18 protein-coding genes and 2 tRNA genes are annotated in these 15,086 nt (G+C 59.9%); 14 read left to right on the top strand and 6 right to left on the bottom strand.

Annotated features, from left to right (window positions below; translation table 11 throughout):
• Window positions 1-29 precede the first annotated feature (29 nt).
• Window positions 30-914 carry a hypothetical protein gene (locus B097_RS0101300; RefSeq protein WP_147287059.1) on the top strand — a complete coding sequence of 295 codons (885 nt, stop codon included), beginning with the start codon at window positions 30-32 and terminating at the stop codon, window positions 912-914.
• Window positions 915-991: 77 nt separating this feature from the next.
• Here the strand turns inward: B097_RS0101300 and nadC are convergent, their stop codons facing one another.
• On the bottom strand, window positions 992-1,849 hold the full coding sequence (gene nadC / locus B097_RS0101295) for a carboxylating nicotinate-nucleotide diphosphorylase (protein ID WP_026254217.1): 858 nt from the start codon (window positions 1,847-1,849) through the stop codon (window positions 992-994).
• Window positions 1,850-1,879: 30 nt separating this feature from the next.
• On the opposite strand from nadC, the gene B097_RS0101290 reads away from it, so the two are divergent.
• Entirely contained in the window at window positions 1,880-2,488 is a 609-nt protein-coding gene (locus tag B097_RS0101290; protein WP_026254216.1) for a MazG nucleotide pyrophosphohydrolase domain-containing protein, read from the top strand.
• A gap of 47 nt (window positions 2,489-2,535) precedes the next feature.
• Here B097_RS0101290 and B097_RS0101285 read toward each other — a convergent pair whose 3' ends face one another.
• Entirely contained in the window at window positions 2,536-2,955 is a 420-nt protein-coding gene (locus B097_RS0101285) for a hypothetical protein (protein WP_018580724.1), read from the bottom strand.
• Between the two features lie 150 nt (window positions 2,956-3,105).
• Here B097_RS0101285 and B097_RS0101280 point away from each other — a divergent pair, with 150 nt between their 5' ends.
• Complete coding sequence (locus B097_RS0101280; RefSeq protein ID WP_051078006.1) at window positions 3,106-3,912, top strand: lysozyme family protein; 807 nt, start codon at window positions 3,106-3,108, stop codon at window positions 3,910-3,912.
• A 119-nt stretch (window positions 3,913-4,031) separates the two neighbouring features.
• Window positions 4,032-5,309, top strand: coding sequence for a phosphopyruvate hydratase (eno, locus tag B097_RS0101275; protein ID WP_018580722.1), 1,278 nt, complete (start codon window positions 4,032-4,034; stop codon window positions 5,307-5,309).
• A 390-nt stretch (window positions 5,310-5,699) separates the two neighbouring features.
• Here the strand turns inward: eno and B097_RS0101270 are convergent, their stop codons facing one another.
• Window positions 5,700-6,293 carry a hypothetical protein gene (locus B097_RS0101270; protein ID WP_018580721.1) on the bottom strand — a complete coding sequence of 198 codons (594 nt, stop codon included), beginning with the start codon at window positions 6,291-6,293 and terminating at the stop codon, window positions 5,700-5,702.
• 261 nt (window positions 6,294-6,554) lie between these two features.
• On the opposite strand from B097_RS0101270, the gene B097_RS12265 reads away from it, so the two are divergent.
• Genes B097_RS12265 through B097_RS0101255 form a run of 3 tightly spaced genes read left to right on the top strand, consistent with a single transcriptional unit; the run spans window position 6,555 to window position 8,706 of the window.
• Window positions 6,555-7,163, top strand: coding sequence for a septum formation initiator family protein (locus B097_RS12265; protein WP_018580720.1), 609 nt, complete (start codon window positions 6,555-6,557; stop codon window positions 7,161-7,163).
• Window positions 7,164-7,192: 29 nt separating this feature from the next.
• Window positions 7,193-7,762, top strand: coding sequence for a DUF501 domain-containing protein (locus B097_RS0101260; RefSeq protein ID WP_018580719.1), 570 nt, complete (start codon window positions 7,193-7,195; stop codon window positions 7,760-7,762).
• The gene (locus B097_RS0101255; protein ID WP_018580718.1) at window positions 7,759-8,706 is read left to right on the top strand and encodes a Ppx/GppA phosphatase family protein; all 948 of its coding nucleotides are present in this window, start codon (window positions 7,759-7,761) and stop codon (window positions 8,704-8,706) included. The genes B097_RS0101260 and B097_RS0101255 overlap by 4 nt, the downstream gene beginning before the upstream one ends.
• Here B097_RS0101255 and B097_RS0101250 read toward each other — a convergent pair whose 3' ends face one another.
• Window positions 8,707-8,952 (bottom strand): hypothetical protein, encoded by a 246-nt coding sequence (locus tag B097_RS0101250; protein ID WP_018580717.1) that lies wholly within the window; start codon window positions 8,950-8,952, stop codon window positions 8,707-8,709.
• A gap of 104 nt (window positions 8,953-9,056) precedes the next feature.
• Here B097_RS0101250 and B097_RS0101245 point away from each other — a divergent pair, with 104 nt between their 5' ends.
• Entirely contained in the window at window positions 9,057-9,920 is an 864-nt protein-coding gene (locus B097_RS0101245; protein ID WP_018580716.1) for a YwiC-like family protein, read from the top strand.
• A 92-nt stretch (window positions 9,921-10,012) separates the two neighbouring features.
• Here B097_RS0101245 and B097_RS0101240 read toward each other — a convergent pair whose 3' ends face one another.
• Together B097_RS0101240 and B097_RS0101235 are read right to left on the bottom strand one after the other, a co-directional pair.
• A complete protein-coding gene (locus B097_RS0101240) occupies window positions 10,013-11,221 on the bottom strand; it encodes a multidrug effflux MFS transporter (protein WP_018580715.1) in 1,209 nt (402 codons plus the stop codon).
• Between the two features lie 61 nt (window positions 11,222-11,282).
• Window positions 11,283-11,355: transfer RNA gene (locus B097_RS0101235), tRNA-Asn, on the bottom strand.
• Between the two features lie 187 nt (window positions 11,356-11,542).
• On the opposite strand from B097_RS0101235, the gene B097_RS0101230 reads away from it, so the two are divergent.
• The 6 genes from B097_RS0101230 to B097_RS0101210 all read left to right on the top strand — a co-directional run bounded on the left by B097_RS0101230 (window position 11,543) and on the right by B097_RS0101210 (window position 15,012).
• Window positions 11,543-11,619, top strand: a tRNA-Ile gene (locus tag B097_RS0101230).
• A 1,003-nt stretch (window positions 11,620-12,622) separates the two neighbouring features.
• Window positions 12,623-12,814 (top strand): hypothetical protein, encoded by a 192-nt coding sequence (locus B097_RS0101225; RefSeq protein ID WP_018580714.1) that lies wholly within the window; start codon window positions 12,623-12,625, stop codon window positions 12,812-12,814.
• 629 nt (window positions 12,815-13,443) lie between these two features.
• Window positions 13,444-13,656 (top strand): DUF6308 family protein, encoded by a 213-nt coding sequence (locus tag B097_RS13865; RefSeq protein WP_350339255.1) that lies wholly within the window; start codon window positions 13,444-13,446, stop codon window positions 13,654-13,656.
• The gene (locus B097_RS13780; RefSeq protein ID WP_018580713.1) at window positions 13,587-13,829 is read left to right on the top strand and encodes a DUF6308 family protein; all 243 of its coding nucleotides are present in this window, start codon (window positions 13,587-13,589) and stop codon (window positions 13,827-13,829) included. The genes B097_RS13865 and B097_RS13780 overlap by 70 nt, the downstream gene beginning before the upstream one ends.
• A 241-nt stretch (window positions 13,830-14,070) precedes the next feature.
• On the top strand, window positions 14,071-14,490 hold the full coding sequence (locus B097_RS0101215) for a hypothetical protein (RefSeq protein ID WP_147287058.1): 420 nt from the start codon (window positions 14,071-14,073) through the stop codon (window positions 14,488-14,490).
• A gap of 57 nt (window positions 14,491-14,547) precedes the next feature.
• Entirely contained in the window at window positions 14,548-15,012 is a 465-nt protein-coding gene (locus B097_RS0101210; protein ID WP_115324614.1) for a helix-turn-helix domain-containing protein, read from the top strand.
• The last annotated feature ends 74 nt before the right edge of the window (window positions 15,013-15,086 follow it).

Raw genomic sequence — 15,086 nt, 5'->3', positions numbered from 1 at the left:
CCCCGCGCGCCGTGCCTCATGCTGTGTGTATGAAAACACAAACGCTAACACCCATTTACGGCAATCCAGACGGCACACTCAGCACAGCCGAGCTGCAATTCATCACAGCAAACTACCGCGGACTCCGCTCCGCCGCGATCACAGGCCTCGCCGGCGCCCGGATCCGCGGCCTAAAAACTTACACGCCGCTCACAACCCTCGACCTCATCCACCCCGACGGCGTCAACGCCCCCGCCCGCTCGCGCTGGAAGCACAGCAGGCGCTATACCACCGGCTTCATCTCAACCAGCCAGGTCAAAATACTGAACGGCTTTAGGCTCGCCCCGCTGTTTCCCACGCTGCTGCACATCCAGAAACTCTACGGCGACCTCGACTCCCTCGTCGTCCTTGACTCGCTGCGCGCCCGCAGCCCCCAGATCACCGAGGAACGCTTTTTATCGCTTGCCGACGATTACCCCTCTCATAGCGGGGTGCCGGGGTTGAGGGAGATGATCTTAATGAGTGAGGCCTCCACGCGCAGCCCTTTAGAGTCGGTGGGAAGGTATCGCCTGCTGACCGGCAACTTTCCCTGGATTCATAGCATTGAGTATGAGGTTAAGATCACCATTATTACCGAGACCGGGCAGCTAGTCACCTATTATGCCGACATCCTAATCAACGGCTTCCTCGTGCTGGAGCTGGATGGACGCTCAAAGTACACGATGGTCTATGGCAAAGACCCTGTTGACACCGTGGTTCAGGAGAGGATCCGGGAGCACCTGATCCAGAACTGCGGTTTTGTGATCAGGCGCGCGAAGTGGGCCGATATGAAGCCGGATGCACAGGGTAGTTGCCCCTTCATCAGGATGGTGGAGCGCGCCGTGCACTCTTACCCCGAGCCTCTGCGCCCGCTGCCCCGCCATTTCCAGTTTTGACCCCCTCCCCGCGGTCGATGAATCTTGCAAAACCAGGCCCAAAACCCGCCTTTTAGCAAGATCCATCGACCGCAGCCCTACTGCTCAAGAAAATCCAGCCCCAGGTCCAGCACCACAGCGGAGTGCGTCAGTGCGCCCACGGCCAGAAAATCAACCCCGGTAGCCGCATAAACAACGGCAACATCAATAGTCAGCCCGCCAGAGGCCTCCAGCAGTAGCTCAGGGGCCCGCGCATCGCGCACCTCCACGGCGCGCGCCACCTCCTCCACAGTGAAGTTGTCCAGCAGGATCATCTCAGGCTCATATTCCAGCAGGGATTCGAACTGCTCGAAGGTGTCTACCTCCACTTCGCAGAACACGTCAGGATACTTTTCCTTCACCGCCAGGAAGGCAGCAACGACAGATCCGGCCGCGACCACGTGATTGTCTTTGATCAGTGCCTCGTCGCCAAGCCCCATCCTGTGGTTCACGCCGCCGCCACACCGCACCGCGTATTTGTCCAGCTCGCGCATGCCAGGCAGGGTTTTGCGGGAGTCCCGTACGCGCGCGCGGGTGCCGGCCAGCTCGCCGACCCAGTCCCGGGTGGCAGTGGCGATGCCGCTCATGTGCCCCAACAAATTCAGGAACGTGCGCTCGCAGGTGAGCAGCTCCCGTGTAGGCGCAGCAATCCGCGCAACAACATCGCCCGGGCCCACGGCCACGCCGTCGTCGATAAGCCTCTCTACTTCAAAGGCGTTGGTCTGCGTCTCCAAGGTCCACGCGACCACATCGAGCCCCGCCAGCACGCCGGGCTCGCGCGACCTGATTTCGGCGACGGCGCGGGCGTCGTCGGCGACGGTTGCGATGGATGTGATGTCGGGGCCGTAGTGGAGGTCTTCGTCCATTCCCCGGCGGATTGCCTGCTTTGCCGCGGCTTCGTTGAGCGGTTGAATCATGGTATCTAGCTTAGGCATATGATGATCTGCATGACGGTTATTGTGCTAGATCCGCGTTGGCCCGATCAGGTTCCGTTGGGTGTGGTGAGCCAGTTGGAGTCGCCTGTGGAGTGCACGGGGGAGGTGCCGGTGTCGGTGCGTTGGGCGTTGCAGGATGTGCCGACGCGGGTGTCGTTGACGGGGTGGGGCACGCTGCTCACGACGGATCCGCGGGCGCCGGAGGTGGCGCAGCGTCGGGCGCGCGGGGAGGCGATCATCGAGGTTCCTAGTCTTAATGATCGGGTGCAGGAGGCCGTGGAGACGATGCGCCACGCCCGCGATCGGGGCGCGTGGGAGATCGCGCAGACGCACGAGTCGCTTCTGCCTTATTTGCGCGAAGAGGTGGGGGAGTTTATTGAGGCGGTCGAGCGCGGGCTTGACGACGATCAACTGTGCAAAGAGCTAGGCGATGTGCTTCTGCAGGTGCTGTTCCACGCGGAGATCGCTTCTCGACGAGGCGCCTTCGCCTTCGGTGATGTGGCAGAGGCCTTTACTAATAAGATGCGTTCGCGTTCGCCTTATCTATTTGATGGGTCCACGGGCATCGTGGATGAGGAGACGCAGGACCGGCTGTGGCAGGAGGGGAAGCGCAAAGAGTAAACCCCCGAGGAGAAGGATCTCGGGGGCCACGTTGCAGGTAAATCAGTTTAGAGACCGAGCGCTGGTAGCAGGTTGCGGATCTCCGGCAGGCCAGCCTGGGAGGACAGTTGTGAGGAGAGGGCAACTGCCTGGTTGGCTGGGGTGACAGGGTCGGCCTTGACGATCTTGCATTCCAAGGCACGGTCGCCCACGGCGTTGATGGTGGGGGCGGAGATAAGCTTCAGTGATGCGTCGTCACTGGCTGCTTTGTGCAGCTTTTCGACGAGGCCGCCACGGGTGGTGGTGTCGTCGACAAGCCCGATGCCGCGCAGGGCTGCACCGAGGGCGCCGCAGTCTGCGGTTTCGACGCCGGCGTTGATGGTGCTGATCAGACCGAGCAGGTTGGTCTGTGCGCCCGCCGGGGCAGCGAGCCCGACGGTGAGTGCCGCTGCAGCTGCGGCCGCGGTGATGCGGGTTTTTCGTGCCATATACCGTTCCTTTCGATGTTTTTGGTTAGGTTGGAGCAATCATATAACAACGCAAGTGATTCGTGGTGCTCTTGGGGTGGAACTGACATGATCGGGGGTAGGTTCTGGTCATGTCGGAATGCCAAAAGTGGTGCTGTATGATCGGCCCTCATGACTGATCGGACAAGGCGGGTAACGGCGGGCTGCGGCTGCGCCGGAGTTATTGCTGTCGTCTTGGCGATCGTGCTGGTAGTCGTGCTAGTCGGCTGGGTCCTCAGCGCGCTACGCCCCGGCGCTGCCGTCCGTTCGTGGCAGCCCGTACCGGACAATGTTCCGCCGCAGGCCGGCACGCCACCGCCGCTTATCGACGTGCACGGCCCCGGCCGTACCGCGGACCTGTTGGCAGACTGGGCCTCGCCGATCGCGGCTGAAACTTACGTGGACCCCCAGGCTCTTCGCGCCTACGGCAACGCGGAGCTGATCGCCCGCGAGGCATGGCCGGAGTGCAACCTGGTGTGGAACACTCTGGCCGGGATCGGCTGGGTGGAAACCCGCCACGGCACCTATACCGGCGATGCGCTTACGCGCGGAAAGCTGGACCCGAACGGTTACGCCACCCCACCCATCGTCGGCCCGGCCCTGGATGGCTCGCCCGGCTTCGCCCGCATCGAGGACACCGATGGGGGACACCTCGACGGTGATACCGAATTCGACCGCGCCGTGGGTCCGATGCAGTTCATTCCTGAGTCCTTTGAGAAGTACGGCCGTGATGCCAACGGCAACGGCGTGCCTGAACCGCAGCAGATCGACGACGCCGCCCTGGCCGCCGCCAACCTCTTGTGTTCCGGGGGCCGCGACCTCTCCGTGCCGGAGGACTGGACTCAGGCCATTTTGTCCTACAACAATTCCAATGACTACGTGGTGAAGGTGCGCGACGCTGCCGCAGCTTATGCCATCCCGCAGCCGGCGGTTCGATAGTTTCTGGTAATAAAAGTCACATCAACAGGGTATTATTGGCTTCAGGCACCCGCCGAACCCAGTTTTCTGGAACAATTGAGTACGGAAAACAAATTTCTAGTCTTTGAGGAGACAAATCAGTGGCTGACATCATTCATGCATTCGCACGCGAGATCATGGACTCCCGCGGTAACCCCACCGTTGAGGCTGGCGTTGTTCTTGACGACGGCGCATCCGGCTTCGCCGGCGTCCCATCCGGCGCTTCCACCGGCGCGCACGAGGCTCACGAGCTGCGCGACGGCGGCGACCGCTACTTGGGCAAGGGTGTCCTGAAGGCTGTCGAGAACGTCAACGAGGAGATCGCTGATGAGATCGCAGGCTTTGAGGCTGATGACCAGCGCGCCATCGACCAGGCCATGATCGCCCTCGACGGCACTGACAACAAGTCCCGCCTGGGCGCGAACGCTATCTTGGGCGTGTCCATGGCAGTGGCGAAGGCAGCGGCGGAGTCCGCAGGCCTGCCTCTGTACCGCTACCTGGGTGGCCCAACCGCACACATTCTGCCTGTTCCGATGATGAACATCGTTAACGGTGGCGAGCACGCTGACTCCGGCGTGGACGTCCAGGAATTTATGATCGCCCCGATCGGCGCGGAGACCTTCTCCGAGGCACTGCGCATGGGCGCCGAGGTCTACCACAACCTCAAGAAGGTTATCTCCGACCGCGGCCTGTCCACCGGTCTAGGCGACGAGGGCGGCTTCGCACCGTCCGTCGACTCCACCCGCGAGGCGCTGGACCTCATCGTCGAGGCGATCAAGAAGTCCGGCTTCGAGCCAGGCAAGGACATCGCCTTGGCGCTGGACGTCGCTTCCTCCGAGTTCTACGAGGACGGCAAGTACAACTTCGAGGGCGGCCAGCTCAGCCCAGACGAGATGATCAAGGTCTACGAGGAACTCGTCGCCGAGTACCCAATCGTCTCCATCGAGGACCCACTGGATGAGGACGACTGGGACGGCTACGTCACCATCACCGAGAAGTTGGGCGACAAGGTTCAGCTGGTCGGCGATGACTTCTTCGTCACCAACCCTGAGCGCCTGGCCAAGGGCATCGAGAAGAAGGCCGCGAACGCTCTGCTGGTGAAGGTCAACCAGATCGGCACCCTGACCGAGACCTTCGACGCCGTGGACATGGCTCACCGCAACGGCTACCGCTGCATGATGTCCCACCGTTCCGGCGAGACCGAGGACACCACCATTGCCGACCTCGCAGTGGCTTGGGGCTGCGGCCAGATCAAGACCGGTGCGCCTGCTCGTTCCGAGCGCGTTGCCAAGTACAACCAGCTGCTGCGCATCGAGCAGGAGCTCGGCGAGGCCGCTGTCTACGCTGGCTACTCCGCGTTCCCACGCTTCAAGGCTTAAGTCTCACGTTTCGCGGGCGCGAGTTTCGAGCGCCCGCTTAACGACGACCGCCTGACCCACCTTCTCCGGTGCGGCCAGGCGGTTTCGCCTTTTCTTCTTTCACTGTCCTTTTCCTCTTCCTCGGTCTGTTTCCGGGTCGCTTCCGGCCCGTTTCCACCCCCTTTCCACAAACCGATATAGTCCTCGCTGCATAGTGCGACTAACTTACTGAAAACCTTTTGGCATCCTGCAGTATGGTCCGAGGACTATACCGGTTTGCACACTGGAGAGCGTTCACCCGCTACAAGCAGCTGACCGGCTGCAGCCTCGCCCGACGTCCGAGCACGAAAAAACCGCCGCCCCAGACCAATAAGGCCGAAGAGCGACGGTTTTGCTTAGCCGCTTAACCGTTTACTGGTCAAGCGTGATGGAAGATGAGCCCAAGGAGGGGAGCAGGCCTTCAAGCTTGCTGCTCAGGGTAGGCAGTAGGGTAGAAGATCCGGAGGACAGGTTAACACCAGGTTCAACGCCTGGCTCCTCGGCTGGTTCTTCGACCTCTGGCAGCTCAGGTGCGAAGTTGATAGTGAAGTAGTAGCTGTTCCAGTTCGAGGTGCGCACGTGCACCTTGTACTCGCCGTACTCCTGGATAGCGCCAGACTGCTCTTCAGGTGCCGCCGGTGCGGTGATCGAGAGTACTGGGAGGCCCTCGTCATTGACGGAACGCTTCACATTCCACTTTACGCTGGTCTCGCCGGGTGCGGTCTCGATGTAGGCGTTGCGGATCTGAATGCCTTCGCCAACCGCGTCAGCTGTCAGTTCGATGGTCTGACCTGGCAGGACGTAGGTGCCGTCGGAGGACTCAAAAGAGATCTCCTCCAGTCCCTGTGCGATTTCTTCTTCGGTCACTGGCTCGTTGCCGGGTTCATAAGCGTAGGCGGCCGGAACGCCCAAAATGCCCAGGGCCAGTGCGCTTGCTGCGATTCCGGAAATAAGCTTGCGGTTCATACTGAATTCCTTTCGTGTAAGGCTCGGGTGGCCCCACGGTACCAAAGAAAGGATAAGACACGCATAAGTTGACCCGACAAGCGTCCGCCTGTCAGGTTCTGAACTGCTGAAGCTCAACTGTTGGATCAGGGGGATTTTTGGTGCGGATCCGCAGTTTTGGTCCCTAATCCAACAGTTCAGCTCCAACAGTTTGGCAAGAAAGAGGTCCCAGCGCGCCGAACCGCCCCCGCACCTACCAACCGCGTAAACTAAACTGTCACTATGTCCACATCAGCATCACGCAACCCGCGCACTGAGCGCAACCCGCGCAGCCGCCGTCTGGGCCGCACGCCTACCCAGGTGCCGGTCGCCAGCCGTGATGCACGCAAGGCCGCCCAGCGCGAGGACAGGGAGCAGCGCAAGAAGCAGGCCCGCGCCTTTTCCCTGAAGGGCGATTACATCGGCATCGCGGTGATCATCGCGGTGGTGCTCGTTGTGCTGATCGCCATCGCGGTGCCTATGCGCACGTACTACGAAGGCCGCAGCGAGATCGCGCGGCTCAATGAGTCGATCGCGGCGAAGGAGCAGCAGCGCAATGAGCTGATCGAGGGCATCAATAAGTACAGCGATGAGGACTACATTAAGCAGGAGGCCCGTCGCCGCTTGGGCATGATTGAGCCGGGGGAGACCGCGTGGCGCATCATCGATCCGCGCATGGATGAGGATCAGGCGGTCACTACGGATCGCGATACGGCCGCCCCGCCCCCGCGTTCGTGGGCTGAGGTTGCGTGGGATTCGTTGGCGGATCCGGAGTCGCTTATCGACGAGGCCCCTGCCGCACCTCAGGGGGAGATCCCGCGGGCACCAGCTGAGGAACCTCAAGAGCCCTAAGAACCAAGCGCTGTGGAACAATAGCGTGCATGAATGTCGCGCAAGCAGATCTTGACATAATCAAAGAGCAGTTGGGTCGCCCGGCCCGCGGGGTGGTGGAGATTTCTTATCGCACCCCCGATGGTCAGCCCGCCGTGGTGAAGACGGCCCCGAAGTTGCCGGACGGCACCCCTTTCCCCACGCTGTATTACCTCACGGATCCGCGCCTGACCGCCGAGGCGTCGCGCCTAGAGGTGGCGCAGGTGATGAAGTGGATGGAAGCACGTCTTTCGACGGATCAGTCGCTTGCCGACGATTACCTGGCCGCCCACCAGCACTACTTGGCAGAGCGGAACAAGCTGGAGGATTTGGGGACTGACTTCTCGGGCGGCGGGATGCCGGATCGTGTGAAGTGTCTGCACGTTCTTATCGCCTACGCGCTGGCCGAAGGTCCAGAGCACTTCCGTCTCGGCACCGAAGCGGTAGCGCTGGCCGCCGACCACACCCCAGCCCTGCGCGGTACCGCGATCCCGCAGGACTGGCCCACCGCGCAGGACCTCGGAATCGTGGACGCCGTCAACGCGCACACGAAGGAGACGACGGGGGAGGAGCTGCTGTGACCCGTGTTGCGGCCGTCGACTGCGGCACCAACTCCATCCGCCTACTGATCAGCGACGTCTCTACCTCCGAGCACAAAGAGATCGCGCGTGAGATGGAGATCGTTCGCCTAGGTCAGGGCGTGGACGCCACAGGGGAGTTCAACCCGCAGGCGCGCAAACGCACCCGCGAGGCCCTAGAGCGCTACGTCAACCTGATGGAGTTTGAGAACGTGCATACGGTGCGGATGGTCGCCACCAGCGCTACCCGCGATGCCTCCAACAGGGACGAGTTCTTCAACATGACCGCCGAACTTCTGGGTCGCATCCAGCCGGGCGCCCAGGCAGAGGTGATCAGTGGGGAAGAGGAGGCAGCCCTGTCTTTCCGGGGCGCCACCTATGACATTCCGGATACGCAGGGGCCATATTGCGTGATCGATCTTGGTGGCGGTTCCACAGAGTTTATCGTCGGCACGCACGACGGCGAGATCCTGGGCGCGCACTCGACGCAGATGGGCTGTGTGCGGTTGACGGAGCGGATGATGTTGTCGGATCCGCCGACGCCGAGCGAGCAGGACATCGCGCGGGATTACATCAATGAGCGTCTGGATGAGACGACGGTGTTGGTGCCGTTTTCGAAGGCGCGGACGTTTGTGGGGTGCGCGGGGACCTTTACGACGATTTCTGCGCTGGCCCAGGGGCTGGAGGAGTATGATCCGCGCGAGATCCATATGAGCCAGCTCAATTTTGGTGCGCTGCGGTTGATTACGCGTCAGCTGGTGGAGGCGCCGTCGGATGCGCGCGCGGCGCACCCGGTGATTCATCCGGGGAGGGCGGATGTGATTGGTTCGGGCAGCGTGATCGTGGAGGAGATCATGGGGCGCATCGAGAAGCTCACTGGCGTCGATCGCTTTGTGATCAGCGAGAAGGACATCCTCGATGGGATCGTGGCCCAACTAGCGGAGTAGCTAGTCCTCGTCGGGTTCGAGGATCTGATCGCCACCCGTATCCTTGCGCAGGTTCTTGACCTCTTTCATGCGCGGGTTGGGGTCCAGGCGGTCGGCCAGGGCCTTGCGGGTGGAGCGCACCACCTGCTTGGTCACTGGCGAGTTGACGGCCTTGGCGGTGGCGTCCTTGATCTGGTGGTAGCGTTTGCGGCCTGCTTTCGTGCCGAGCACATACCCGGCAGCTGCTCCGACGACGAATTGAATCATGCTGCCATGATACAGACGTTGCCCTCTACCTCGCTGTCGGCCCTGTCGCGGTGTTAGAGTAGGCGGTATCCGCCAAAAGTTTGATAATTAGAGGAGTTGTCTGCGTGAGCGTCGCCTTAAGCAGTGCCAAGCCGAAGAAACGGAAGCGTGGCATCAGCCCGTGGGTGCCCAACCAGCATGGGGCGTGGGCGATGCTGATTGCGCCGGCCGTGCTGGGTACTGTCGCTGCGATCATCGCCATGGTGCGTGACGACGATCTTTCCTGGCATCCTTTCGTCGCTGTGCCCGCGATCCTGGTGGCGTGGTTCTTCGGCTACTTCGCCTTCTTTGCCTTCGGGCTTGTGGCGAAGGCGCGAACGCCTGAGCGGAAGAAGCAGTATGCGCCGCCCGTGTTCGTCCACGGTGCGGTTTCTCTTGTCGGGATCGTCGTGGCGCTGGTTGCCCAGCCGCAGTTGGTGTGGTGGGCCGCGTTCTTCGGCCCCCTGGTAGCTATCGCCGTGTGGGAGACCTTGAGGGGGAGGGCGCGCTCGATGGTCTCGGGCGTATCGACGACGATTGCCTCCGCTCTTCTTGTGCCGGTGTTGGCCATGAGTGGCCAGGACACCACCATCGGCAACGTGGTTCCTGCTGCCTGGGGTGCGGCCATCTTCTTGGCGCTGTATTTTTCGGGCACGATTCCCATGGTGAAAACCATGATCCGCGAACGCGGCAATATCACCGTGTACTGGGTCTCGGTGATCTATCATGCGGTGGCGCTGGCCCTCGTGGTGCTTGTGGTGGTGTGGGGCACACCGGGTGCGGTGGCCACTTTCTTTACTGTTGCGACGATGGTGATCGCGCTGTTTCGCGCCTGGTGGCTGCCGCGTTCTGCTGCTTCTGGCCGGAAGTGGACTGCGCGCGATGTGGGGATGGCCGAAGTCCCATTGCTGCTGGTGGCGTGTGTGGGCGTGATTGCTGCGTTTATCTAGCTGTATAGCCTTAGCTCGGGATTATTGCTGCGTAAGGTGCGAACTCGCAAAATACGACCGCTTCGTGTCGATTGTAGAATCTTTCCAGAAGTCTAAAGTTGGCTATGTTGGCGCAGCAGTGTCCGCAGAAACCATGCTTGTGCCACCGCCCCAAGTACCATCACGAGGAGCATCGGCACAGCTGTGGTGCCATCGCCAATCCCCGTAAGTGGGGCGATCACCGCGGCGAAGCTGAACTGCACCGCGCCCATCAGCGCTGAACCAGCGCCACGACGGTCTGCGGAGGCTTCGACGCACAGTGCCGAGGCGTTAGGCAAGATGATGCCTGCGGCCGCCACCACCCCAAAGAAGCCTGGAATCATGGCCCAGGACGCGGTGGAAAACGCGAAGACTCCCAGTGCCAGCCACACCACTGACACCACGGTAAGGATCACGCCACCACATACCAGTCGCGTAGGCCCCACTTTAGGAACCAGCACGCGGCTGAGCATATTCATGGCGAAAAACCCTAAAGCGTTGACGGTGAACACCACGGAATAACCCACTTGTCCCAAGCTTCCGATGCGTTGTAGCACAAATGACGAGGCTGCGATGTAGGCAAACATCACCGCGAACGTAGCCACAAACACAGTCAGCGGAGCCATATAGGCCGGCTTCTTCAAAAGGGTGCCCACATCGCGTAGGGAGGCCCGCACGCCACCTGTGCTGCGTTCCTCCTTTGGAAGAGTTTCTGGAACGATAACCAGCACGCTGACGAACATGATGCCGGCCAACACTGCTAGGAACCAGAAGACACTGCGCCAGCCGAGTGAGGGGATCATCAACCCACCGACGATGGGTGCTGCCAGTGGTGCTAAGGACTGAATGGACATTAGCATTGCAAAGGCTTTGGCCACACCAATGCCTTGCCCTAGGTCGCCCACGGCTGCACGCGCCAAAACCACACCGGCTGCGCCGAAAGCTCCTTGGAGTACACGCGCCGCGATCAGGACCCAAATATTGGGAGCCAGAGCGCATACTACTGAGGCTGCTGCAGCGCCGAAGAGTCCGATCAGCATCAGCTTGCGCCGTCCGAGTTGATCAGACCATGGTCCAATGACCAATTGCATGAGACCCAGTGCGAGTAGGAAGCCTGTCAGTGTCGCCTGGGTGAGTGATGCGGTGGTCTGGAGGTCCTCGGTGATTTCGGGAAGCCCGGCGATGTAGGTATCAATGGCAAAGGGGGAGAAGCCACTGCACAGGGCGAGGGTGAGCAGGATGGGCGTTGGAATACTTTGCGCGTGTTCCGTGGGCTTGGCCATTGCGGGAAGTCCTTGTTATTGGAAAGACGAAATCCCGGAACATTTCTGTTCCGGGTGTTTGCTCCCCCAACTGGGCTCGAACCAGTGACCTTTCGATTAACAGTCGAACGCTCTGCCAACTGAGCTATAGGGGAATAGCTGTGTTGCTGTCTTGCTCTGTGCAACGGTTAGTAACTTTAGCCCTAAGCTTCGGGCAATTACAAATCGCCAGGTAAGAAGGGCTTTCCGGCGCTTAAGTGTGTCCTTGGATTTGGCTCTGTCAAGGTGATTCTCAAAATGAATTGGAGGGCCGGTATGATTACGTGGACGCGTTTACGCGATGGGGCTATAGCTCAGTCGGTTAGAGCAGTGGACTCATAATCCATTGGTCGCGGGTTCGAGCCCCGCTGGCCCCACCATGTGATCAGTCGGGACATACTTGACAGCATCCGTCGCGACATGGTTGACAGTCGGCCTCACCGGCCTAGAACAGTGTTCTAGGGTGGTGGGGCCTTCTTCATACTTGGGTTGTGTTCTCAATGATGTTGGGCCGGTAAGAAGCGAGCAACCCGGGGGCGGTTTGCTAGGCCGTCATCGGCTTCTTTGTGGAGGGCAGTTCGCAGTGGATGGCGAAGGCAACTGCGAGGTCTCTTTCTTGCTCATGGTTTGTGGTGCCACACCACAAGTGCCAACTATGTGGCGACTGATCTGTCAGCTGTCACTGAAGGTGCTACGGGACTGCAATCTGCCATGAGGTCGGGGTACGGCAAAAGAAAAGAGGAGGTCTGGTCGCAGACAGTCAGTATCGGCGACCAGACCAATGGAATTTTCACCCGTCGAGGAGACTGATGAAGAGAAGGGGGTTCGAGACTCGACAATGAAACCCCATCTCGCTAATGATTGTAGAGGAAAGTATGTCGGTTTTCTCGATCGGCTTGTAGATTTGAAGAGGGGCCCAGGACTGCTTTGGGAACAAAGAAATGAAATAGGGCCAGCAGTTCAGAGGACAGGGGCGCTCTAATTCAAATGAGTGCCATTATGTGAGCGGTGTTTTGCCGACTGTTTAGGGGTTTCGAAACACGTCGGCCGTGGCGGAGACGCTGCGCGAGACAGTGATACCTGCGATATGCTCCAAGTTATGGCACGAAAGTTCGTGGGGATGCTTGGGCTTCTCGCGTTAGCTTTGGGCCTCGGCGGGTGCAGCCAGACGGAAGAAACCTGTTGCGCTTTGCCGTCGCTGGATCCGGAGGAGTTTCAGAGATCGGGCGACTCTCAGTTCGGGACTTACGATATTGGTGCGCCAGGTGATGCCCAGTGTGAGGTGACGACCCGTGGGGGGCAGCAGACGAGCTGTTCTGCGCGTCGTTCTCAGAGGACGGGAAGCCGGTCGGGGTCAGAGTAGGGAGCGATGGAATATTTCGGATGGTTGAGGTCCCAGCGGATTACACCACGCCAGAGGCACAGAAGCTTGCGGACGAAAACCAGATTTACTTTCCGGACTTTTACTTTATGGGGACCGAGGAGTACCTGTGGGTTGGGCACAACGAGACTAGGGAGGGAGCCAAGGTTAGCGGGAACGGAATCGAGATTATGCAGGTACCTGCAGACAAGTAAATGAGCTGCTCTGGGGCGAGGGTATCGTCGTAAAGCGATCGGGATACGGAGCGCTATGTGCGGTGGGAGAACCAGAGCATAGATGCTCCGCTCACGAAGGACACTGGCCATGAAAAATTTTGCTCTTGCTGCGACACTTCCCGTCATTGGCGCTGTACCCGCACGAGCCGCGCAGGCCTTTAGTGATGGCACGTACTCTCGTTACCAGCTCACCCGCGAGGAGCTGCCCGCGTTGGCAATGATGAAGTCTCCGCAAACGCTCGATACTATGGCTTGGACTAGCGTGAGACACTGGCCGAGCACCAGTGGCAGCCGAGTGACTGCACGAACAATCGAATGGCGGACCACGGTTTCGTCTACCACGCTGTGCCCATGACTGGGACCCACGCGTACGTGACCGAGTGGGGGATGGACTGGGCATCGGCGATGGTACCGGCTGACGTGCGTGGCTACAGGGATTCTGTGGCGGGGAACTTGAACTGACTGCAGGCTGAATGCCGCGCTGGGCGGAACTCTACTGTTGAGTTTGCGGACCCGGCGCCGGCGATCGGTGCGATGAATGTAGGGCCGTGGGTTGATGGTGTGCGGTCAATGGTTTGAGGAGATCAGCTCAGGAGGCATGACGCAGCGTGGCATCGTCCATTTGCGGGGCGTATTACTGGCGGAGGTTGGCACTGTCGCGGGAAGGTCAGTTCACTGGTGAGTACTTTGGCCGGTGGGATCAAGATCCCTCGCCCAATGCCTTTATTGCTGAGGACATTGTCGCGGTTTCATGTTTAAGCGTAAACATTCCTGCACCCCCGGAGCATTTCGCGATGAGGTTGGCGACCTGCTGGCTATGACTTTCTTCGGTGATCAGCTGAAAGATGCGTTCCAACCGGGCCCGGAATCACCGTTGTGGCGGCTTGAGACGCTGCTGTGGAAGGAACCGAGCATTGGGCGTGTAAAAGCTTCGAAACTGATTGCCCGAAAACGACCCCACTGGAACACGATCTACGACGACAGGGGTCAATAGCGCGCTGGGTGAGGGAGGATAGGTTCTAGTTCCTGTGTGGGAAGCCTTGCAGAACGCGGGTTTTCTGATGCTCTCAGTGGTTGTGTCCTTTGGCAGGGCTGCCGGATTCACTCTCCCTCCTGCCGATTTTTGAGGATGGAGGCTGGGGAGAGGGTACAACTGACTGATGGCTTGAGGTGACCAGCTTTGGGTGGGTGGATTTGGAGCAGGTGCTCGTCGTTAAGCGCGTACGGTGGGCGGCGTGATTACAGCTGAGATTTTCGTAGAGGATGGCACCGCTGATCCCGAATATGTCGAGGCCAGCGAGGGTGCTGTGTTAGTGCGGGAGCACGGGATCGATCGGATTCGGGTGACGGCGTCTGCGGAAGACGTAGTCGCGCGGACTGTGGAAGTGGTGTGGGGGAGTGGGGCTCGGGTGCTGCGGGTCTCGCCGTGGGTGGTGTCGGTTCCTGAGCTGGCGGCGCTGACCGGGAAGGATCGGGACGAGGTGCGTAAATGGACACGCCGGAAAGGGTTTCCGGCAGTGTTTGCGAATTTGAGATCACACAAGATGTGGTTGCTCGAGGAGCTTGTGGACTGGTTTGCAGATGAGGGGATACCACTGAAGGTGACACCGCCGACTGCAGAGATGAGGCGGGAGCTGGAGAAGGAACTGGGGTAGAAAGTGTTTACCCCTGCTCGTATTTCGATTATTGCGAATAGGTGGAGTTCTGTAACTATGATTGCCACATCTGATAATGATCGAAAAGAAGCGGTAATACTCCCTCCAGACTCCGACGATATGGAGCAGCTCCATGAGTTGGCAGGCATCCTTGAGAGTGCTTGCGGAGACGCTGTTTTAATAGGGCCAGATGGTCATGAGACTGCTATCCCGGAGCAGGTATCCAAAGTGCTTGTGGGGGTAGTTGACGCTATGGCGCACGGGCGTGCGATTACTTTGACCCCGATTGACACCAAGCTTACTACGCAAGAAGCAGCGGATTTTCTCGAGATTTCTCGACCGACCTTGATCAAGCTATTGGAGAAAGGCCGGATCCCTTATGAAAAGATGCCGGAAAGTCGTCATCGGCGGATACTGCTAACAGACCTTGTCGAGTATCGGCAGGCGCACAAAGAGCGGCAAGTTAGAATTCTTGACCTACTCGTAGAAGACGCAGAGGAAGCTGGTCTTTACCAGGCGTGACTCTGCCCTAACTAGATGCTTCAGGGCCGTCGGCTCGTCGATAAGCGGCGGCTCCGGTTGGTGGATTGCCACAA

It is taken from the genome of Corynebacterium pilosum DSM 20521 = CIP 103422 (assembly GCF_000373805.1).
GTDB lineage: Bacteria > Actinomycetota > Actinomycetes > Mycobacteriales > Mycobacteriaceae > Corynebacterium > Corynebacterium pilosum.
Note: the sequence above shows the minus strand (reverse complement) of the source record. Positions and strands in the feature narration are given on the sequence as shown.